Annotated in this window: 18 protein-coding genes; 5 read left to right on the forward strand and 13 right to left on the reverse strand. The window is 59.8% G+C overall.

The window, feature by feature from the left end; translation table 11 throughout:
- The first annotated feature begins 4 nt into the window (after positions 1-4).
- Positions 5-772 (forward strand): uroporphyrinogen-III C-methyltransferase, encoded by a 768-nt coding sequence (cobA, locus tag AC07YV_RS06100; RefSeq protein WP_102698811.1) that lies wholly within the window; start codon positions 5-7, stop codon positions 770-772.
- A 103-nt stretch (positions 773-875) separates the two neighbouring features.
- On the opposite strand, the gene AC07YV_RS06105 is transcribed toward cobA, so the two are convergent.
- From AC07YV_RS06105 to ppsA, 8 genes are all read right to left on the reverse strand, one after another.
- Entirely contained in the window at positions 876-1,907 is a 1,032-nt protein-coding gene (locus tag AC07YV_RS06105) for an OmpA family protein (RefSeq protein WP_102698812.1), read from the reverse strand.
- 107 nt (positions 1,908-2,014) lie between these two features.
- Entirely contained in the window at positions 2,015-2,605 is a 591-nt protein-coding gene (gene sigX, locus AC07YV_RS06110; protein WP_075949123.1) for an RNA polymerase sigma factor SigX, read from the reverse strand.
- Positions 2,606-2,695: 90 nt separating this feature from the next.
- Positions 2,696-3,520 (reverse strand): mechanosensitive ion channel family protein, encoded by an 825-nt coding sequence (locus tag AC07YV_RS06115; RefSeq protein WP_007916401.1) that lies wholly within the window; start codon positions 3,518-3,520, stop codon positions 2,696-2,698.
- 2 nt (positions 3,521-3,522) lie between these two features.
- A complete protein-coding gene (locus AC07YV_RS06120; RefSeq protein WP_007971509.1) occupies positions 3,523-3,771 on the reverse strand; it encodes a hypothetical protein in 249 nt (82 codons plus the stop codon).
- A 62-nt stretch (positions 3,772-3,833) separates the two neighbouring features.
- The gene (locus tag AC07YV_RS06125; protein ID WP_095965148.1) at positions 3,834-4,829 is read right to left on the reverse strand and encodes a zinc transporter ZntB; all 996 of its coding nucleotides are present in this window, start codon (positions 4,827-4,829) and stop codon (positions 3,834-3,836) included.
- Between the two features lie 27 nt (positions 4,830-4,856).
- Positions 4,857-5,345 carry a ribonuclease E activity regulator RraA gene (gene rraA, locus AC07YV_RS06130; protein ID WP_173900792.1) on the reverse strand — a complete coding sequence of 163 codons (489 nt, stop codon included), beginning with the start codon at positions 5,343-5,345 and terminating at the stop codon, positions 4,857-4,859.
- A gap of 140 nt (positions 5,346-5,485) precedes the next feature.
- Positions 5,486-6,475 carry an alpha/beta fold hydrolase gene (locus tag AC07YV_RS06135; RefSeq protein ID WP_102698813.1) on the reverse strand — a complete coding sequence of 330 codons (990 nt, stop codon included), beginning with the start codon at positions 6,473-6,475 and terminating at the stop codon, positions 5,486-5,488.
- A 201-nt stretch (positions 6,476-6,676) separates the two neighbouring features.
- On the reverse strand, positions 6,677-9,052 hold the full coding sequence (ppsA, locus tag AC07YV_RS06140; protein ID WP_015096069.1) for a phosphoenolpyruvate synthase: 2,376 nt from the start codon (positions 9,050-9,052) through the stop codon (positions 6,677-6,679).
- A gap of 174 nt (positions 9,053-9,226) precedes the next feature.
- Between ppsA and ppsR the strand changes: the two genes are divergently transcribed.
- Complete coding sequence (gene ppsR / locus AC07YV_RS06145; RefSeq protein WP_007971527.1) at positions 9,227-10,045, forward strand: posphoenolpyruvate synthetase regulatory kinase/phosphorylase PpsR; 819 nt, start codon at positions 9,227-9,229, stop codon at positions 10,043-10,045.
- A 181-nt stretch (positions 10,046-10,226) separates the two neighbouring features.
- On the opposite strand, the gene prpF is transcribed toward ppsR, so the two are convergent.
- From prpF to AC07YV_RS06170, 5 genes are all read right to left on the reverse strand, one after another.
- Complete coding sequence (gene prpF / locus AC07YV_RS06150; protein ID WP_095965144.1) at positions 10,227-11,417, reverse strand: 2-methylaconitate cis-trans isomerase PrpF; 1,191 nt, start codon at positions 11,415-11,417, stop codon at positions 10,227-10,229.
- Positions 11,418-11,483: 66 nt separating this feature from the next.
- On the reverse strand, positions 11,484-14,078 hold the full coding sequence (acnD, locus tag AC07YV_RS06155) for a Fe/S-dependent 2-methylisocitrate dehydratase AcnD (protein ID WP_102698814.1): 2,595 nt from the start codon (positions 14,076-14,078) through the stop codon (positions 11,484-11,486).
- A gap of 203 nt (positions 14,079-14,281) precedes the next feature.
- Positions 14,282-15,409, reverse strand: a complete 1,128-nt coding sequence (prpC, locus tag AC07YV_RS06160) for a bifunctional 2-methylcitrate synthase/citrate synthase (RefSeq protein ID WP_007971533.1) — start codon at positions 15,407-15,409, stop codon at positions 14,282-14,284.
- Between the two features lie 164 nt (positions 15,410-15,573).
- Positions 15,574-16,464, reverse strand: coding sequence for a methylisocitrate lyase (gene prpB, locus AC07YV_RS06165; RefSeq protein WP_046816178.1), 891 nt, complete (start codon positions 16,462-16,464; stop codon positions 15,574-15,576).
- Positions 16,461-17,180, reverse strand: a complete 720-nt coding sequence (locus tag AC07YV_RS06170) for a GntR family transcriptional regulator (protein ID WP_102698815.1) — start codon at positions 17,178-17,180, stop codon at positions 16,461-16,463. Before AC07YV_RS06170 ends, prpB begins: the two co-directional genes overlap by 4 nt.
- 296 nt (positions 17,181-17,476) lie before the next feature.
- Here AC07YV_RS06170 and rloA point away from each other — a divergent pair, with 296 nt between their 5' ends.
- From rloA to AC07YV_RS06185, 3 genes are read left to right on the forward strand one after another with little or no spacing between them, the layout of a single operon-like run.
- Positions 17,477-18,013: a retropepsin-like aspartic peptidase RloA gene (gene rloA, locus AC07YV_RS06175; RefSeq protein ID WP_085716837.1), complete on the forward strand. Its 537-nt coding sequence runs from the start codon at positions 17,477-17,479 to the stop codon at positions 18,011-18,013.
- A gap of 5 nt (positions 18,014-18,018) precedes the next feature.
- Positions 18,019-19,554: an osmotic stress tolerance membrane protein RloB gene (rloB, locus tag AC07YV_RS06180; RefSeq protein WP_102698816.1), complete on the forward strand. Its 1,536-nt coding sequence runs from the start codon at positions 18,019-18,021 to the stop codon at positions 19,552-19,554.
- Complete coding sequence (locus AC07YV_RS06185; RefSeq protein WP_102698817.1) at positions 19,554-20,540, forward strand: alpha-L-glutamate ligase-like protein; 987 nt, start codon at positions 19,554-19,556, stop codon at positions 20,538-20,540. Before rloB ends, AC07YV_RS06185 begins: the two co-directional genes overlap by 1 nt.
- The last annotated feature ends 108 nt before the right edge of the window (positions 20,541-20,648 follow it).

Consider the following 20,648-nt stretch of genomic DNA (forward strand, 5'->3'; position numbering starts at 1 on the left):
CACTATGAGCGCAAAAGTCTGGCTGGTGGGTGCAGGTCCTGGTGATCCTGAATTGCTGACCCTCAAAGCCGTTCGGGCGTTGAGAGAAGCGGATGTCGTGTTGATCGATGATCTGGTCAACGATGCGGTGCTGGAGCACTGCCCCGGCGCGCGGATAATTCCTGTGGGTAAGCGCGGTGGCTGTCGTTCAACGCCGCAAGCCTTTATCCATCGCCTGATGTTGCGTTATGCCCGTCAGGGTAAATGCGTGGTACGCCTCAAGGGTGGCGACCCGTGCATCTTCGGGCGTGGCGGTGAAGAAGCGCAGTGGCTGCGCGAGCGTGGTGTCGAGGTTGAGCTGGTCAATGGCATCACCGCCGGCCTGGCGGGCGCAACGCAATGCGATATTCCATTGACCCTGCGCGGCGTGGCACGAGGGGTAACGCTGGTGACCGCCCACACTCAGGATGACAGCAGCCTGAACTGGCAAGCGCTGGCACAAGGTGGCACGACACTGGTGATCTACATGGGGGTGGCGAAGCTCAGCGAGATCCGTGAGCAACTGCTGGCCGGTGGAATGGCAGCCGATACGCCCGTGGCAATGATCGAAAATGCTTCCCTGCCGCACCAAAGGGAATGTTGGAGCGACCTGACAGCCATGGAGGACGATGCCCATAGCTTCCAGTTGAAAAGTCCGGCGATCCTAGTGATCGGTGCTGTGGCGGCCTGTGATGAAATCAAAAGATCGCAGCCTTCGGCAGCTCCTACACGGGTTCGGCATTTATCTCTGTAGGAGCTGCCGCAGGCTGCGATCCTTTGGAAGCAACGCAAAAACCCAAATCGCAGACAAAGAAAAGCCCGGCCTGAGCCGGGCTTTTCTCAGAGCTGCGGGCTAATTACTTAGCTTGAGCTTCAACCTGCGCTTCTACGCGACGGTTAACAGCGCGACCAGCTTCAGTTTTGTTGTCAGCAACTGGGCGGGATTCGCCGTAGCCAACGGACTGAACGCGGGACGATTCAACACCGTACTGGTTGGTCAGAACTTGCTTAACGGCGTTTGCACGACGCTCGGACAGTTTCTGGTTGTAAGCGTCAGGACCGACGGAGTCAGTGTGACCTTCAACAGTAGTGGTGGTGGATGGGTACTGCTTCATGAAGTCAGCCAGGTTCTTGATGTCGCCGTAGCTGTTTGGCTTGACTACCGACTTGTCGAAGTCGAACTTCACGTCCAGCTCAACACGAACAACTTCAGCAACTGCCGGGCAGCCGTCAGCGTCAACAGTTACGTTAGCTGGGGTGTCTGGGCACTTGTCAACGTTGTCGCAAACGCCATCGTTGTCGCTGTCAGAGCAAACTTCCGGAGCTGGAACTGGAGCAGCAGCTGGCTTGCTGCCGCCACCGAAGTTCACACCCAGACCGATGCTAGGAGCCCACTCGGTGTTGCCCTGGTCGATGTTGTATTGAGCTTCAACGCCAGCACGGGCGTAGAAGTTGTCGGTGAAGTACAGCTTGGCACCGCCGCCAACGTTGGCGAAGGTGGAACGGTTACGACCGTTCGAGCCGTTCTGGTCGATGCTCTGGTCGGAGAAACCGCCCGAGACGTAAGGACGCAGCATGTCGCCTGGGTTGTTGAAGTGGTACAGAGCGTCCAGAGCGGTGTTCGCGCCCTTAACGTTCTTGCCATCGTTTGCACGGGCGTTGTGCACTTCGTCGTAGGCCAGACGCAGTTCAACGTCGTCTGTCAGGAAGTAACCGATCGAACCACCCGGCAGGATGCCGTCGTTCTTGAAGTTACGGTCGCTATCGAAATATTGCTTCTTTGCGTAGCCTTCGATTTCAACTGCGCCTTGGCCCTGTGCCAGAGCGCCGATGGAAGTGGCGGCAATAAGAGAACCAATGGCCAAGCCCAAGGTGTTTTTCAGTTTCATCCGTTAAATCCCCATCTGGTGATTGTGAAGCAGTCCCGCAAACCGGGGGACAACTCGGCGGCAAGTCTAACAGAACTTGCCTACACGTAAGAGATATTTGCGCTGAACTAAGTTTCAGCAATGCCTGCAAATTTCTCACGCAATTTATCTAGAGCGCGTTTGTACCGCATTTTTGTTGCGCTCAAACCCATATGCATGATGTCTGCGATTTCCTGAAACTCCAGCTCTGCGACAAAACGTAGCACCAGAATTTCACGATCGATCGGGTTCACATACACCAACCAGCGATCAAGTCCTCCTTTTTCCTCAGGTTTCGGCGCCTTTTCTTCGGACGCCTCCTCGAGGGGGTCAAGACTCAATGCGTCCATCAAGCGACGCTTTCGCCGTTCCTTGCGATACTGTGTGATGCACTCGTTGTAGGTGATGCTATATAGCCACGTCTTGAACTTCGATTTACCTTCGAAGTTCTTCAGGCCATACAGCACCTTCAACATGACCTCCTGACAGACATCGTCTGCATCGCGATCGTTCCCGAGATATCTTGCACACACGTTAAATAATGTTCGCTGGTAACGCCGCATCAGTTCTTCGTAGGCGCGTGTTACGTGAAACAGCTCGGTATGCGAGCGCGCGACCAACTCCTCATCAGAGAGCTCGCGGGGGTCGTAGCGCATGGATAGCGATTGAGCTTTATTCAAAACAAGTCGGGCCGACAGTCAGGTCAATATCCTCCGCAGCCAGCGTCAGCTGGCATTTTGCGGCGGCATACATTAGCAGGGTTTGCCGGGTTAGCGGCTACTCACATGCTGCTCGAGGAGGATCCGATTGGAAAGAGAGACTAGCTCACCCTCATCGGTCAGCAATGTGGTTTTAACCGTGCCGATCTCTTCGATCTGGCCTTCGACCTCGCCAACACGCACTTGTTGCCCAACCTGATACAGCTCACGCACGTAGATTCCCGCAAGAATCTGGCCGGCTATTTCCCGGCTTCCCAACCCCATGGCCAGCGCTACCGCCAGACCAACGGTTATCAGCACAATCACGATCACGTGGTTCAGCAGGTCGGTCTTGACCTCCAACTGGCTGATCGCCACCGAAATACTGATGATGATCACCAGGCCCTGGGCAATTCGTCCAAGCCCTGAAGCATAGTCCAGCCCCACGCCTTCTGCCGCTCCGCGCACCAGCCCGTTGGCCAGTTGTGCCAGCAAAACACCTACCAGCAACACCAGCGCCGCGCCGAATACCTTCGGCAAATACAGCGCAAGCATATCCAGCGTAGCTGATACTCGCTCAAGTCCAAGGGATTCTGCGGCAGAAACCAGAAAAATAAGCAGAACGAACCAATAGACGATCTTGCCGATCAGGGTCGAGATGGGAACCTGCAATCCAGCGCGGGACATCAGCTTGGTCAGGCCAGTGCCGCCCATCAAGCGGTCCAGGCCCAGTTTGGCGAGCAATTTGGAAAGCAAGGTGTCCAGCAGTTTCGCCACGACAAAACCCAACAGCAGCACAACCAGTGCGCCGAACAGGTTTGGAATGAAGTTCGCAACCTTGGTCCACAACGCAGTCATTGCAGTGACGAGGCTCTGTGTCCAGAGATCAAGTTCCATATTCAATCAGCCTTATCAGCAGTGCGGGCAGCAGGTTTACGAAGACGGGATACCGGCGAGACATGGGCCGATCCGTTATTCAGGGCAATCATCAGTGCGGGCAACCAGCGCCCCAGCAGGCTGAACAAATCACCGGCGCCGACCTGGCGGTTGGCGGTTTTCAGCACACGCCCCAGACACGCATCGTCGTCCCGGGTGGACGGTGAGGCGTTGAGCATGTCGCGCAAAGACTGTTCAAACGGATCGTGCATACGCACCTCTCGTGATGTCTGTGGGAGACGCGGTCAGTTTTGGTCGGGTCACATGCATTCCCTCAGACCCAGCGCAAACGTCGGAATAACCACCATTGCCCCAATGCCACCGAGACCATCATCAGGCAGGCGATCAGAAAGCCGTAAGGGCTGGCAGAGAATGGAATGCCACCGACGTTGATCCCCAAAAGCCCGGCCAGAAAACTCATGGGCAAAAAGATCCCGGTGATGATCCCGAAGCGATACATCGTGCGGTTCATGCGCACGCTCAAGCGACGGTCTTCAGCCTCCAGGACCAGCCCCACCCGCTCCCGGGTCAGTTCCAGTTCCTCGAGGTAGCGGGTCAGGCTGTTGTTCAATTCGTTCCAGTAATCACCGTCGTCCTCGACGAACCAGGGCAACTTGATTCGCGTCAACTGCCCGAAAATATCCCGCTGCGGAGCAAGAAAGCGCTTCAACGCTGCCGCCCGCCGACGAATCTGCAAAACCGCCCCGTGTTCAGGTGTATACCGTTCGTCGGCATCCAGCTTCTCTTCTTCCTCGTCGACCACTTCCGAGAGGCAACTGACCAGATCCTGCACCTTGTTGGTGAGGTACTGCGCCATGCAAAGGATGAGTTCGGAGGCGGTTTTCGGCCCCTTGCCCTCGGACAGTTGCACCAGCAACTCGTCAGTGGCGCGCAACGGACGCAAACGCAGGGAAATGACACGCTGGGCAGAACCGAAGATCCGCACCGACACCATGTCTTCCGGTTCGGCACCGGGGTTCAGATTGACCCCGCGCAAAAACAGCAGCAGTTCGCCGTCCGAAAGCTGTAAAAGTCGCGGACGGGTGTTTTCTTCGAGCAACAGGTCACAGCTGAACTCGCTCAGACCACTGGATTTGCGTAGCCAGGTCCGGGTTTGCGGATGACTGCGATCCCAGTGCAACCACAGGCTTTCATGGGCCTGCAACTGCAAGTCGTCAAGTTCAGTCCGGGCAATCGAACGCGCACCGCCTCTACCGTCCAGCACCAGGGCATGCACCAGCCCCCATTGCGCGTTTTCCTCCTCGAACATCCGCACTCCTCTGGTCTGCAGCCGTTTTTATTCAGGCATTTTCAGCGGACTGGGCGAGATGATCACGCCGTTGTTGTCCGCATAGATGTAATGGCCCGGATGGAAGGTCACGCCGGCGAAGGTCACGGCAACGTTGAGATCGCCGATACCGCGCTTGTCGGTTTTCATCGGGTGACTGGCCAGCGCCTGAACCCCCAGATCGGTTTGCGCGATGACGTCGACGTCGCGGATGCAACCATAGATCACCAGGCCTTCCCAGCCATTGCTGGAGGCTTTCTCGGCGAGCATGTCACCCAGCAGCGCGCGGCGCAGGGAACCGCCGCCATCGACCACCAGAACCTTGCCATTGCCCTTGAGCTCGACTTGCTCCTTGACCAGCGAGTTGTCTTCGAAGCACTTGATGGTCACGATTTCGCCGCCGAAGGAATCACGGCCGCCGAAATTGCTGAACATCGGTTCCAGCACCTGCACCAGTTCCGGATAGGCGTCGCACAGGTCAGGCGTGAGGTAATGGATCATCGAGAAACTCCTGTAAAGAGGAAGACAGCACGAACATCAGTGATGACTCAGTCACGCAAAGTGACCGGAACAGCTCAATGCGTCATATCTTAGCCGCAAGCCGACCGGAGCGAAATGCCCTTGTTAGAGCATCAGGCTCAAACCGCTGCGGCCAAATCCCCTTGCCCACCCAACAAGGGTGTCTGCTGATCCGCCAGCCAGCGGGTCACCAATGGCCAGACTTCGGCCTGGGCAGGTTTGCTGACGAGCATTTCAACGTGACCGAAATTGTCGCCGAAACCCTGATCACGACCCAGATTGATAAATTGCTTGTGCTCGGAACCGAACTGCTCGAACAGTTTGCGGCAAGCCCACGCAGGGTCCTGGTGATCACCGGCTGCACTCACGGCGAGCACCGGCAACCTGACCTCGGCCAAACCGGCCCACCAGTCTTTATCGGCATCGCCAAAGCGCCCGAACAGACCGAACCAACGCATGCTTTCCAGGGCCAGGCCGATCGGCTCGTCCTCCGGGCCGCGCTTGAGCCTTGCTCCGGACAACTGGGCAAAACGCTTGAGAATGAAGCGACTGCTCCACTCCACCGGCGGAATCTTCAATGGCCAGTAGGTGCGACTGACTTGTGTACCGAAAAAAGCCGCCGAGGCCACCACCGGCTCACCGATGTACTCGCCACCCAGCGCTGCGGCCAGTGTAGTACCGCCCAGCGAGTGACCGATCCAGTGCGGCACCTGCCCGCTCTGTTCGCGCACGAACGCGCCAATGGCCGGCAGGTCATAACGTGCGTAGTCGGCGACCCGGTTCTTGCGGTAGTCGTGGTTGCGCTGGGACAGGCCATGGCCGCGCATTTCCGGAATCCAGACGTCGAACCCCAAGCGGGCCAGATAGGCGCCCAACCCCAGGCCCTTGGGAGAGAACCAGAACCGGCGATTGGAAAAGCTGCCGTGCAGCAGGATCACCGGCACGCCACGGGATGACGGCTCATCGGCCATGCCAAGGCGTGTCACAGCCAGTTCGACGGTGAAGTCGGGGCTGTTACCGGGTTTCAAGCGATACACATCTTCGCTCAGATCACCGCGCCGTTCGGCGCTGATCAGGGCGACAGGAAATAGGTTGCTGCTGCTTTGCATAATCTCTTGCACAAAAAAGGGCGGCATCCGGAGGAGCCCGCCCTGCTTGAATCTCTAAAAGACCGCTCCCTGTGGGAGCGAGCCCTGCTCGCGAAGAACTTCAGGACACCACGTTTATCCAGCAAAAACGCGTCATCGTTGACGTCCATCGCGAGCAAGCTCGCTCCTACAAAGGTACGTGAGCGGCCCGTTCACATGGGGTCAAGCCTGCGCTTGGCCCTCTGCCAGGAAGAACCAGGTCTCCAGTACGGAGTCCGGGTTCAACGAAACGCTTTCGATGCCCTGCTCCATCAGCCACTTGGCCAGGTCCGGGTGGTCCGAGGGACCCTGACCGCAGATGCCGATGTACTTGCCGGCCTTGTTGCACGCGGCAATCGCATTGGCCAGCAGCTTCTTGACCGCCGGATTACGCTCGTCGAACAGGTGCGCGATGATACCGGAATCGCGGTCCAGGCCCAGGGTCAGCTGAGTCAGGTCGTTGGAACCGATGGAGAAACCGTCGAAGAACTCGAGGAATTCTTCGGCCAGGATGGCATTGGACGGCAGTTCGCACATCATGATCACGCGCAGGCCGTTTTCGCCACGGGCCAGACCGTTTTCCGCCAGCAGATCCACCACCTGGCTCGCTTCACCCAGGGTACGAACGAACGGCACCATGATTTCGACGTTGGTCAGGCCCATCTCGTTGCGCACGCGCTTGAGGGCGCGGCATTCGAGTTCGAAGCAGTCGCGGAACGATTCGCTGATGTAACGCGAAGCACCGCGGAAGCCCAGCATCGGGTTCTCTTCTTCCGGCTCGTACAGCTTGCCGCCGATCAGGTTGGCGTATTCGTTGGACTTGAAGTCCGACAGACGCACGATGACCTTCTTCGGCCAGAACGCAGCCGCCAGGGTGCTGATGCCTTCGACCAGTTTCTCGACGTAGAAGCCGACCGGGTCGTTGTAGCCGGCGATGCGCTTGTCGACGCTTTCCTTGATGTCCAGCGGCAGACCGTCGTAGTTCAGCAGTGCTTTAGGGTGCACGCCGATCATGCGGTTGATGATGAACTCCAGACGAGCCAGGCCCACGCCAGCGTTCGGCAGCTGGGCGAAGTCGAAGGCGCGGTCCGGGTTGCCGACGTTCATCATGATCTTGAACGGCAGCTCCGGCATGGCATCCACGGAGTTCTTCTTGATGTCGAAGCCCAGTTCGCCTTCGAAGATGAAACCGGTGTCGCCTTCAGCGCAGGAAACGGTCACGCCCTGGCCGTCTTTCAACAGCTGGGTGGCGTTGCCGCAACCGACTACCGCTGGAATACCCAGCTCACGGGCGATGATCGCCGCGTGGCAAGTACGACCGCCACGGTTGGTGACGATGGCGCTGGCGCGTTTCATGACCGGTTCCCAGTCCGGGTCGGTCATGTCGGACACCAGTACGTCGCCTGGCTGGACCTTGTCCATCTCGGACACGTCCTTGATGATGCGGACCTTGCCGGCGCCGATGCGCTGGCCGATGGCGCGACCTTCAACCAGCACGGTACCGGTTTCTTTCAACAGGTAACGTTCCATGACGTTGGCCTGGGTGCGGCTCTTCACGGTTTCCGGACGGGCCTGCACGATGTACAGCTTGCCGTCGTCACCGTCCTTGGCCCACTCGATGTCCATCGGGCACTGGTAGTGCTTCTCGATGATCATCGCCTGCTTGGCCAGCTCGCTGACTTCAGCGTCGGTCAGGCAGAAGCGTGCGCGCTCGGCCTTGTCCACGTCGACGGTCTTGACCGAACGACCGGCCTTGGCCTCGTCGCCGTAGATCATCTTGATGGCCTTGCTGCCCAGGTTGCGGCGCAGGATGGCCGGACGACCGGCAGCCAGCGTGCCCTTGTGGACGTAGAACTCATCCGGGTTCACCGCGCCTTGAACGACGGTTTCACCCAGGCCGTAGGCGCCGGTGATGAACACCACGTCACGGAAGCCCGATTCGGTATCGAGGGTGAACATCACGCCGGCGGTGCCGGTTTCGGAGCGGACCATGCGCTGCACGCCGGCCGACAGGGCAACCAGCTTGTGGTCGAAGCCCTGGTGCACGCGGTAGGAAATGGCGCGGTCGTTGAACAGCGAGGCGAACACCTCTTTGGCGGCGCGAATGACGTTTTCGACACCACGGATGTTCAGGAAGGTTTCCTGCTGACCGGCGAAGGAAGCGTCCGGCAGGTCTTCGGCGGTAGCGGAAGAGCGCACGGCCACGGCCACGTCAGGGTTGCCGGCGGACAGCGTGGCGAACGCGGTACGAATTTCGGCATTCAGTTTTTCAGGGAACTCGGCTTCCATGATCCATTGACGGATCTGGGCACCGGTCTTGGCCAGGGCATTCACGTCATCGACGTCCAGGGCATCGAGTGCGTCGTGAATCTGCTTATTCAGGCCGCTCAGCTCCAGGAAATCACGATAAGCCTGAGCGGTCGTGGCGAAGCCGCCGGGCACCGATACACCGGCACCCGCAAGGTTGCTGATCATCTCGCCCAGGGATGCGTTCTTGCCCCCCACATGCTCAACATCGTGTTTGCCGAGCTTATCGAGGGAAACTACGTACTCTACCAAGGTGATCTCTCCACTAACTGTGTTGGAAAAGCTCAGAAACCGGCTGCTTAAGTGAGCATTTGCCGGCTATATGGCCTGGACCTGGAAAATAAGTGAGAATGCGGGCCATTGGCGGCCGGCAAATCGCGCCTATCATATCCAAGATTCGTTACTAGCTTAAGGCCCAAGGTGCAAATGAAACGATCTGCTTTCTTTATCTCCGATGGTACCGGCATTACCGCCGAAACCCTGGGTCAAAGCCTTCTGGCGCAGTTCGAAAACATTACCTTCAGCAAGGTCACGCGGCCGTACATCGACAACGTGGACAAAGCGCGGGCCATGGTACAACAAATCAACAAAGCCGCCGAAACCGACGGTTTCCGTCCGATTATCTTCGACACCATCGTCAATCAGGACATTCGTGAGATTCTCGCCACCTCGAATGGTTTCATGATCGACATTTTCTCGACGTTCCTGGCACCGCTTGAACAGGAACTGACCGAGCATTCTTCCTACACCGTCGGCAAGTCCCACTCCATCGGCGCCAACACCAATTACATGGAGCGTATCGAGGCCGTTAACTTCGCCCTCGACAACGACGACGGCGCCCGCACGCACTATTACGACAAGGCCGACCTGATACTAGTGGGCGTGTCGCGATGTGGTAAGACGCCGACGTGTCTGTACATGGCAATGCAGTTCGGTATCCGCGCGGCCAACTACCCGCTGACCGAAGACGACATGGAACGCCTGCAACTGCCAAACGCCCTGCGCGCCCACCAGCACAAGCTGTTCGGCCTGACCATCGACCCGGACCGCCTCACCGCGATTCGCAACGAGCGCAAGCCCAACAGCCGCTATTCGAGCTACGCCCAGTGCGAGTTCGAGGTGCGCGAGGTCGAGAACCTGTTCCGCCGCGAAAACATTCCACACATCAACTCCACGCATTTTTCCGTGGAAGAAATCTCCGCGAAGATTCTCGTGGAGAAAGGTGTGGAGCGGCGTTTCAAGTAAAGCTCCCGGGCCTGTTCCGGCCCTATCGCGAGCAGGCTCGCTCTCACACACCGTCGATCCAGTGTGGGAGCGGGCTTGCTCGCGAAGGCGGAGTGTCAGTCGACATCTATATTGCCTGACACACCGCTTTCGTCGGAACGCCGCCCGGAGCAAGCCCGCTCCCACAGGGTTTTGGGTGATCTTAGAAAGAATCCCCCGGCACTCGCACAAACCCTTCCATCAATACCCGCGCACTGCGGCTCATGATCGCCTTGTTCACGGTCCATTCACCATTGACCAGGCTGGCCTCGGCGCCGACGCGCAGGGTGCCGGACGGGTGTCCGAAGCGCACCGCGTTGCGTTCGATGCCACCTGCCGCAAGGTTCACCAGGGTGCCGGAAATCGCTGCAGCCGTACCGATCGCCACGGCCGCCGTGCCCATCATCGCGTGGTGCAACTTGCCCATGGACAACGCACGCACCAGCAGGTCGACATCGCCTGCGGCAATCGCCTTGCCGCTGGACGCCACGTAGTCCGCCGGCTTGGCCACGAAGGCCACTTTCGGTGTGTGCTGACGCTTGGCCGCTTCGTCGATGTTGGCAATCAGGCCCATGCGCAATGCGCCGTAGGCGCGGATAGTCTCGAACATCAGCAAGGCTTTCGGGTCGCCGTTGATCGCGCCCTGCAACTCGGTGCCCTTGTAGCCGATGTCTTCGGCATTGACGAAAATCGTCGGGATGCCGGCGTTGATCATGGTCGCCTTGAAGGTGCCGACGCCGGGCACTTCCAGGTCATCGACCAGGTTGCCGGTGGGGAACATCGAACCGCCGCCGCCCTCTTCTTCCGCTGCCGGATCGAGGAACTCGATCTGCACTTCGGCCGCCGGGAAGGTCACGCCGTCGAGTTCGAAATCGCCGGTCTCCTGCACCTCACCATTGGTGATCGGCACGTGGGCGATGATGGTCTTGCCAATGTTGGCCTGCCACACGCGAACCACGGCTACGCCGTTATGCGGGATACGGCTGGCGTCCACCAGGCCGTTGCTGACCGCGAACGAACCGACCGCCGCCGACAGGTTGCCGCAGTTGCCGCTCCAGTCGACGAAGGGCTTGTCGATGGACACTTGGCCGAACAGGTAATCGACGTCGTGATCGGCCTTGGTGCTTTTCGACAGGATCACGGTTTTGCTGGTGCTGGAGGTCGCACCGCCCATGCCGTCGATTTGTTTGTCGTACGGGTCGGGGCTGCCGATCACGCGCAGCAGCAACGCGTCGCGGGCCGGGCCTGGGACCTGTGCCGCTTCAGGCAGGTCCTTGAGACTGAAGAACACGCCTTTGCTGGTGCCGCCGCGCATGTATGTAGCTGGAATCTTGATTTGAGCTGCGTGAGCCATGGTGCTCGTTACTCCTGATCTGAAAGCAGACACGGGACTTGAAGTCCCGTGTCTGTATTGCGTGCGTTAAACGGCAACCGCCGACTCTTCGAGGAAGTCCTGGGCGAAGCGTTGCAGCACGCCGCCGGCCTCGTAGATCGACACTTCTTCGGCGGTGTCGAGGCGGCAGGTCACCGGCACATCGACGCGCTCACCGTTCTTGCGATGGATCACCAGTGTCAGCTCGGCGCGTGGCGTGCGATCACCGATCACGTCGTAGGTTTCGCTGCCGTCGATGGCCAGGGTGTGACGGTTGGTGCCTGGCTTGAATTCCAGCGGCAACACGCCCATGCCCACCAGGTTGGTGCGGTGAATGCGCTCGAAACCTTCGGCGGCAATCGCCTCCACACCCGCCAGACGCACGCCCTTGGCCGCCCAGTCGCGGGACGAACCCTGACCGTAGTCGGCACCGGCGATGATGATCAGCGGCTGCTTGCGATCCATGTAGGTTTCGATGGCTTCCCACATGCGCATCACTTTGCCTTCCGGCTCGACACGGGCCAGCGAACCCTGCTTGACCTTGCCGTTTTCCAGAACCATTTCGTTGAACAGTTTCGGGTTGGCGAAGGTGGCGCGCTGCGCCGTCAGGTGGTCACCGCGGTGAGTCGCGTAAGAGTTGAAGTCCTCTTCCGGCAGGCCCATTTTCGCCAGGTATTCGCCGGCGGCGCTGTCCATCATGATCGCGTTGGACGGCGACAGGTGATCGGTGGTGATGTTGTCCGGCAGCACTGCCAGCGGACGCATGCCCTTGAGCGGACGAGCACCGGCCAGCGCGCCTTCCCAGTAGGGCGGACGACGGATGTAGGTGCTCATTTCACGCCACTCGTACAGCGGCGCGACTTTCGGGCCGGTGTCTTCGTGGATGGCGAACATCGGGATGTACACCTGGCGGAACTGCTCCGGTTTCACCGACGCCTTGACCACCGCGTCGATTTCTTCGTCGCTCGGCCAGATGTCTTTCAGGCGGATTTCCTTGCCATCCACCACGCCCAGCACGTCTTTTTCGATGTCGAAACGGATGGTGCCGGCAATCGCATAGGCAACCACCAAGGGCGGCGATGCGAGGAACGCTTGCTTGGCGTACGGGTGAATCCGGCCGTCGAAGTTACGGTTGCCGGACAACACCGCAGTGGCGTACAGGTCGCGGTCGATGATCTCTTGCTGGATCACCGGGTCCAGTGCGCCGGACATGCCGTTGCACGTGGTGCAGGCGAAAGCCACGACGCCGAAGCCGAGCTTGTCCAGCTCTTCGGTCAGGCCGGCTTCATCGAGGTACAGGGCCACGGTTTTCGAACCCGGTGCCAGGGACGACTTGACCCAAGGCTTGCGGGTCAGGCCGAGCTTGTTGGCGTTGCGCGCCAGCAGGCCGGCGGCGATCACGTTGCGCGGGTTGCTGGTGTTGGTGCAGCTGGTGATGGCGGCGATGATCACCGCGCCGTCCGGCATTTGCCCCGGCACATCGTCCCACTGACCGGAGATGCCTTTGGCGGCCAGATCCGAAACCGCCACACGGGCGTGCGGGTTGCTCGGGCCGGCCATGTTGCGCACGACCGAGGACAGGTCGAAAGTCAGGCCGCGCTCGTACTGCGCGCCTTTGAGGCTGTCAGCCCACAGGCCGACCTGCTTGGCGTAGTTCTCGACCAACTGCACCTGCTCGTCTTCACGGCCGGTGAGCTTGAGGTAGTCGATGGTCTGCTGGTCGATGTAGAACATCGCCGCGGTGGCGCCGTATTCCGGGGCCATGTTGGAGATGGTTGCGCGGTCGCCGAGGGTCAGCGCGGAGGCGCCTTCGCCGAAGAACTCCAGCCATGCGCCAACGACTTTCTGCTTGCGCAGGAACTCGGTCAGCGCCAGCACCATGTCGGTGGCGGTGATGCCCGGTTGCAGCTTGCCGGTCAGTTCGACGCCAACGCTTTCTGGCAGACGCATCCACGATGCGCGGCCGAGCATCACGCTTTCGGCTTCGAGACCACCGACACCGATGGCGATCACACCCAGCGCATCGACGTGCGGGGTGTGGCTGTCGGTACCGACGCAGGTATCAGGGAAGGCCACACCGTCACGCACCTGGATCACCGGAGACATTTTCTCCAGGTTGATCTGGTGCATGATGCCGTTGCCCGGCGGGATCACGTCGACGTTCTTGAACGCCTTCTTGGTCCAGTTGATGAAGTGGAAGCGGTCTTCGTTGCGACGGTCTTCGATGGCGCGGTTCTTCTCGAACGCGTCCGGATCGAAGCCACCGCGCTCGACGGCCAGGGAGTGGTCGACGATCAGTTGGGTCGGCACCACCGGGTTGACTTGCGCCGGGTCACCGCCTTGCAGGGCGATGGCGTCACGCAGGCCAGCGAGGTCGACCAGCGCGGTCTGGCCGAGAATGTCGTGGCACACCACGCGGGCCGGGAACCACGGGAAATCGAGGTCGCGCTTGCGCTCGATGAATTGCTTCAGGGATTCGGTGAGCGTGGCCGGGTCGCAGCGACGCACAAGGTTTTCCGCCAGCACACGGGAGGTGTACGGCAGGGTGTCGTAGGCGCCAGGCTGGATCGCCTCGACCGCTGCGCGGACATCGAAGTAATCCAGGTGGCTGCCAGGCAGCGGTTTACGGAATTGTGTGTTCATCGTCAGGACTCGGTCACGGTAGTTACAAAAGGTGGGGCCTGGCACCAGACTTGAAGTTCACACCATCCACTGTGGGAGCGAGCTTGCTCGCGATGACTGAGTCACATCCAACATACATGTCGACTGACCCACCGCTATCGCGGGCAAGCCCGCTCCCACAGGGATTTCGGTGAACTTCAATATCAGTGCTTAGCCTCCACCATTCAGCGCTGTTCGATTGGCACGAACTTGCGCTGTTCAACGCCGGTGTATTCGGCGCTTGGACGGATGATGCGGTTGTTGGCGCGTTGTTCGTACACGTGTGCAGCCCAGCCGGTCAGGCGCGAGCAGACGAAGATCGGTGTGAACAACTTGGTCGGGATGCCCATGAAGTGGTACGCCGAGGCATGGTAGAAGTCGGCGTTCGGGAACAGCTTCTTCTGCTCCCACATAGTCTTGTCGATGGCTTCGGAGACCGGGAACAACACCTTGTCGCCCACTTCGTCAGCAAGCTTTTTCGACCAGCCCTTGATCACCTCGTTGCGCGGATCGTTGTCCTTATAGATCGCGTGGCCGAAGCCCATGATCTTGTCCTTGCGCTCGAGCATGCCGAGGGTGCCCTTGATCGCGTCTTCCGGCGACGAGAAACGCTCGATCATTTCCATCGCCGCTTCGTTGGCGCCACCGTGCAGCGGGCCGCGCAACGAGCCGATGGCCGCGGTGATGCACGAATACAGGTCGGACAGGGTCGATGCGCAAACACGTGCGGTGAAGGTCGACGCGTTGAACTCGTGCTCCGCGTAGAGGATCAGCGAAACGTTCATCACCTTGACGTGCAGCTCGCTTGGTTTCTTGCCATGCAGCAGGTGCAGGAAGTGGCCGCCGATGGACTGCTCGTCGCTCACGCAATCGATGCGCTTGCCTTCGTGGCTGAAGCGATACCAGTAAGTCATGATCGCCGGGAATGCAGCCAGCAGGCGATCGGTCTTGTCGTGTTGCTCGGAGAAATTGTTCTCCGGCTCCAGGTTGCCCAGGAACGAGCACCCCGTGCGCATCACGTCCATCGGGTGGGCGTCGGCGGGGATGCGCTCGAGCACTTCTTTCAGCGCTTGCGGCAGGTCACGCAGCTTGCTCAGCTTGGCGATGTAGGCGTTCAGTTGCGCCTTGCTCGGCAGTTCGCCGTACAGCAGCAGGTAGGCAACTTCTTCGAACTGTGCGTCAGCCGCCAGTTCACGTACGTCATAACCACGATAGGTCAGACCGGCACCCGACTGGCCCACGGTGGACAGTGCGGTTTGCCCGGCTACCTGGCCACGGAGCCCGGCGCCACTGAGTACTTTTGCTTCGGCCATTGCTGTCTCCAATTTTTTTGAAATTTTTTGGGGAAACTCATTGCTCTTCTGTGGGAGCGAGCCTGCTCGCGATGGTGGACGGCACACCGCGGGGTATCAGGCTTCCCGCGTCATCGTTGACGTCTATCGCGAGCAGGCTCGCTCCTACAGGTACAGGGTGTTCATTACTTCTTCGCGGCAAACAACGCATCGAGCTTCTGCTCGAAGGTGTGGTAGTCGATGCGATCGTAAAGCTCCATGCGCGTCTGCATGGTGTCGATGACGTTCGCCTGCGTGCCATCGCGGCGCAGTGCGGTGTAGACGTTTTCCGCGGCCTTGTTCATGGCGCGGAAGGCCGACAGCGGGTACAGCACCAGCGACACGTCGACAGCGGCGAGTTGCTCGGTGGTGTACAGCGGGGTCGCGCCGAATTCGGTGATGTTGGCCAGGATCGGCGCTTTCACGCGGCTGGCGAACAGCTTGTACATCTCAAGTTCGGTGATGGCTTCCGGGAAAATCATGTCGGCGCCGGCTTCGATGCAGGCAGCGGCGCGATCCAGGGCAGACTCCAGGCCTTCCACCGCCAGGGCGTCGGTGCGGGCCATGATCACGAAGCTGTCATCGGTACGCGCATCGACGGCGGCCTTGATGCGGTCGACCATTTCCTGCTGGGTCACGATCTCTTTATTAGGACGGTGGCCGCAGCGCTTGGCGCCGACCTGGTCTTCGATATGAATCGCCGCCGCGCCAAACTTGATCATCGACTTGACGGTACGAGCGACGTTGAACGCCGAGGAACCGAAACCGGTGTCCACGTCCACCAGCAATGGCAGATCGCAGACGTCGGTGATACGGCGCACGTCGGTCAGCACGTCATCCAGGCCGGTGATGCCCAGGTCAGGCAAGCCGAGGGAGCCGGCAGCCACCCCGCCACCCGACAGGTAGATCGCCTTGAAACCGGCGCGCTTGGCCAGCAGCGCATGGTTGGCGTTGATTGCGCCGACCACTTGCAGTGGATGTTCGCTGGCGACCGCATCGCGGAAACGCTGGCCTGGTGTGCTCTTGTTCAAACTCATGACTCACCTCGTTTGGCTGTCGGGTTGACGCCGTCCTGGTAATGACGGGCGATATTGCGTTTGGAGGCGCCGATGTGACGGCGCATCAACAACTCGGCCAGCTCACCGTCACGGTCGGCGATGGCATCGAGAATGCGGTGGTGCTCGGCGAACGCCTGGTGCGGGCGATTGGGCGTGGTGGAAAACTGGATGCGGTACATGCGCACCAATTGATAGAGCTCGCCGCAGAGCATTTGGGTCAGCGTGCGGTTGCCGCTGCCCTGGATGATTCGGTAATGGAAGTCGAAATCGCCTTCCTGCTGGTAGTAGCCGCGACCTGCCTGGAATGCCTCGTCACGCTCATGGGTTTCCAGGACCCGACGCAGCTCGTCGATTTCTTCGAGGCTCATGCGCTCGGCGGCTAGGCGACAGGCCATGCCTTCCAGGGATTCGCGGATTTCGTACAGTTCAAGCAGTTCGGCATGATTGAGCGACACCACCCGCGCCCCGACATGCGGCACGCGTACCAGCAGGCGCTGGCCTTCCAGGCGATGGATGGCCTCGCGCAGCGGGCCACGGCTGATGCCGTAGGTACGCGCCAGCTCCGGTTCGGAGATTTTGCTGCCCGGCGCGATCTCGCCTTTGACGATAGCCGCCTGAATACGGCGGAAGACGTTCTCGGAAAGTGTCTCCGTATCGTCTGGCGTAGAAACCGGGGGATCGAGTTGATCCAGCATATTGTCGACACCTTGTGAGCCAATGCCGCAAAAACTAACGAATACCGGGAGCGCAGTCAAAGGTTAAATCGATATTGTCGACAATCTTCTGATAACCGGTTGCACCATAACGAAGCAATCCGCTGGTTCATAGCCACCCGCCAGCGCTGGCGCCATCAAACCACCGTGCTAGAATGCCGCCGCATTTGTTTGTCACATCTGCACTGCCTGTCATAAAAATCTGCCAGGCATACGAGGGAGCTTGCGCAGCGATGCCAGGGCCTTGAATCAAGTCGGACCGCTGCGCACCAGGATTTATGAGACTCAAGCCCTTCCCTGCTTTCCTTTATTTACTTTGCCTGCCCGGGTTCGCCATGGCCGGGGAAAAGACTGTGTATGGCCTCAATGAGTACGCATCGCTCAATGGCATCGACCTGGAAGTGGCGGCCAAACTCGACACCGGAGCGAAAACCGCTTCCCTGAGTGCACGGGACATCAAACGCTTCAAACGCAACGGCGAATCCTGGGTACGGTTTTACCTGGCCATCGACGCCGCCCATTCGCATCCGATCGAACGCCCGTTGGCCCGTGTCAGCAAGATCAAGCGCCGGGCCGGCGACTACGATCCCGAGGAAGGCAAGAAGTACACCGCCCGCCCCGTGATCGAACTGGACATCTGCATGGGCTCGGCCCTGCGCAGCATCGAAGTGAACCTGACCGACCGTAGCGCGTTCCAATATCCGCTCCTGATTGGCTCCGAAGCGCTCAAGCGTTTCGATGCCCTGGTTGACCCCAGCCTTAAATATGCTGCCGGCAAACCCGCCTGCACCACCGACGCTCATACCGCCGAGTAATTCAAATGCGCTCTCTTACCCTTCATCTGAAACTGCTGATCGCCATCCTGGTGGTGCTGGGCATTTCAGTTACGGCCTATCAGATCTTCGTGCTGGGCATCCCGGTGACCGAAGACGCCACTGACGACCTGTGGAACATCGACGCCAAGGTCGAGTTCGTCGCCAGCGCCAAGGATCCGGTCAAGATCCAGATGTTCGTGCCACCGCTGAGCCGCGACTTCGTCAGCCTCAACGAGAGCTTCATCTCCAATAACTACGGCGTGGCCGTGAACCGGGTCGACGGCAACCGCAAGGTCACCTGGTCGGCACGCCGGGCCAAAGGCAATCAGACGCTGTATTACCGCCTGGTGCTGACCATGCGTTATTCCGGCGAGAAGGCCAAGATCAAGGGCCCGACCTTTCGCGACAGCATCACCATCGAAGGCCCGGAAAAAATCGCCGCCGAAGCCCTGCTCGCACCGATTCGCCAGCACTCGGCCGACGTCGAAACCTTCGTCGGCGAAGCCATCAAGCGGGTCAACAACCTCAACGACGACAACGTGAAACTGTTGCTGGCCGGTGATCCATCCACCGCGCACAAGGCGAAAATCGTCGAGCTGCTGCTGTCCATCGCCCACGTGCCGATCGAGAAGGTCCACACCATTCGCCTGGTGGCAGACCAGCCGCAGGTACCGGAACTGTGGCTGCGCAGTTTCAATGGCACCGACTGGCTGTACTTCAACCCGGAAACCGGTGAGCAAGGGCTGCCGACCGACCGCCTGCTGTGGTGGACCGGCGACGAAAACCTGATCACCGTCGATGGCGGCAAGAAGGCCAATGTGACCTTCAGCCTGAACAACAGCGAAATGAACGCCATTCGCCTGGCCAAGCTGACCGACGAAAACACCGACGCCAACTTCCTCGAGTACTCGTTGTACGGCCTGCCGCTGCAAACCCAGCAGACCTTCATGATCATGGTGATGATCCCGATCGGCGTACTGGTGATCCTGATCCTGCGCAACCTGATCGGCATCCAGACCCTGGGCACCTTCACCCCGGTGCTGATCGCCCTGGCCTTCCGCGAAACCCAGCTCGGCTTCGGTATCGTGCTGTTTACCATCATCACGGCGCTGGGGCTGTCGCTGCGCTCCTATCTCGAACACCTGAAACTGCAGATGCTGCCGCGGCTGTCGGTGGTACTGACCTTCGTGGTGGTGCTGATTGCGGCCATCAGCCTGCTCAGCCATAAACTCGGCCTGGAACGCGGCTTGTCGGTGGCGCTGTTCCCGATGGTGATCCTGACGATGACCATCGAACGCCTGTCGATCACCTGGGAAGAGCGCGGCGGTGGCCATGCGATGAAAGTGGCCATCGGCACGCTGTTCGCCGCGTCCCTGGCGCACCTGATCATGAGCGTGCCGGAACTGGTGTACTTCGTGTTCACATTCCCGGCGATCCTGCTGATCCTGGTGGGCTTCATGCTGGCCATGGGTCGTTATCGTGGCTATCGCCTGACCGAACTGGTGCGCTTCAAGGCCTTCCTGAAAAAGGCTGACGCCTGATGTTCGGCTTCTGGAAGACCTGGAAGGCCCTGGAAGCCCGGGGCATCATGGGGATCAATCGGCGCAACGCAGACTACGTGCTCAAGTACAACAAGCGCAGCCTGTACCCGATCGTCGATGACAAGATCATCACCAAGGAGCGCGCCATCGCCGCCGGCATCCATGTGCCCGAGCTCTATGGCGTGATTTCCACCGAGAAGGAAATCGACAATCTCGAAGAGATCATCGGCGCGCGCAATGACTTCGTGATCAAACCGGCCCAGGGCGCTGGCGGCGATGGCATCCTGGTCATCGCCGACCGCTTTGAAGGGCGTTATCGCACGGTGTCCGGCCGGATCATCAGCCATGAAGAAATCGAGCACCAGGTTTCCAGCATCCTGACCGGCCTGTACTCCCTGGGCGGTCACCGCGACCGGGCGCTGATCGAATACCGCGTGATTCCGGACCAGATCTTCAAGAGCATCAGCTACGAAGGCGTGCCGGACATCCGCATCATTGTCTTGATGGGTTACCCGGTGATGGCCATGTTGCGCCTGCCGACGCGCCAGTCCAACGGCAAGGCCAACCTGCACCAAGGCGCCATCGGCGTCGGCGTGGACCTGGCCACCGGCCTGACCCTGCGCGGCACCTGGCTGAACAACATCATCAACAAACACCCGGACACCACCAACGCGGTGGATGGCGTGCAACTGCCCTACTGGGACGGTTTCATGAAACTCGCCGCTGGCTGTTATGAGTTGTGCGGGCTGGGCTACATCGGTGTCGACATGGTCCTGGACCAGGAAAAAGGCCCGCTGATCCTTGAACTCAACGCCCGGCCGGGGCTGAATATCCAGATTGCCAACGACTGCGGGCTGACGTTGCGTACTCATGCGGTGGAAGCACGACTGGAAGACCTGAAGGCTCGTGGCGTCAGCGAAAGCGTCGAAGAGCGCGTGGCGTTCGTTCAGGAGATGTTCGGGCATATTCCCCCGGTTGAGGGTTGATCCAGAACCGAGTTGCCTCTTTCGCGAGCAGGCTGAACTGGCCTAATGATTTTGGACACTTCAATCGGGCGCTATGATGGCGCCCAAATCTGAGGTGTTTGGCTATGC

This window comes from Pseudomonas sp. GW456-E7 (assembly GCF_059424105.1).

Coding starts and splice junctions, on each gene's coding strand:
- cobA (WP_102698811.1), top strand. CDS start 5: ATGAGCGCAAAAGTCTGGCTGGTGGGTGCAGGTCCTGGTGATCCTGAA.
- AC07YV_RS06105 (WP_102698812.1), bottom strand. CDS start 1,907: ATGAAACTGAAAAACACCTTGGGCTTGGCCATTGGTTCTCTTATTGCC.
- AC07YV_RS06115 (WP_007916401.1), bottom strand. CDS start 3,520: ATGGAACTTGATCTCTGGACACAGAGCCTCGTCACTGCAATGACTGCG.
- AC07YV_RS06120 (WP_007971509.1), bottom strand. CDS start 3,771: ATGCACGATCCGTTTGAACAGTCTTTGCGCGACATGCTCAACGCCTCA.
- AC07YV_RS06125 (WP_095965148.1), bottom strand. CDS start 4,829: ATGTTCGAGGAGGAAAACGCGCAATGGGGGCTGGTGCATGCCCTGGTG.
- AC07YV_RS06135 (WP_102698813.1), bottom strand. CDS start 6,475: ATGCAAAGCAGCAGCAACCTATTTCCTGTCGCCCTGATCAGCGCCGAA.
- ppsR (WP_007971527.1), top strand. CDS start 9,227: ATGAAACGATCTGCTTTCTTTATCTCCGATGGTACCGGCATTACCGCC.
- prpF (WP_095965144.1), bottom strand. CDS start 11,417: ATGGCTCACGCAGCTCAAATCAAGATTCCAGCTACATACATGCGCGGC.
- acnD (WP_102698814.1), bottom strand. CDS start 14,078: ATGAACACACAATTCCGTAAACCGCTGCCTGGCAGCCACCTGGATTAC.
- prpC (WP_007971533.1), bottom strand. CDS start 15,409: ATGGCCGAAGCAAAAGTACTCAGTGGCGCCGGGCTCCGTGGCCAGGTA.
- prpB (WP_046816178.1), bottom strand. CDS start 16,464: ATGAGTTTGAACAAGAGCACACCAGGCCAGCGTTTCCGCGATGCGGTC.
- AC07YV_RS06170 (WP_102698815.1), bottom strand. CDS start 17,180: ATGCTGGATCAACTCGATCCCCCGGTTTCTACGCCAGACGATACGGAG.
- rloA (WP_085716837.1), top strand. CDS start 17,477: ATGAGACTCAAGCCCTTCCCTGCTTTCCTTTATTTACTTTGCCTGCCC.
- rloB (WP_102698816.1), top strand. CDS start 18,019: ATGCGCTCTCTTACCCTTCATCTGAAACTGCTGATCGCCATCCTGGTG.
- AC07YV_RS06185 (WP_102698817.1), top strand. CDS start 19,554: ATGTTCGGCTTCTGGAAGACCTGGAAGGCCCTGGAAGCCCGGGGCATC.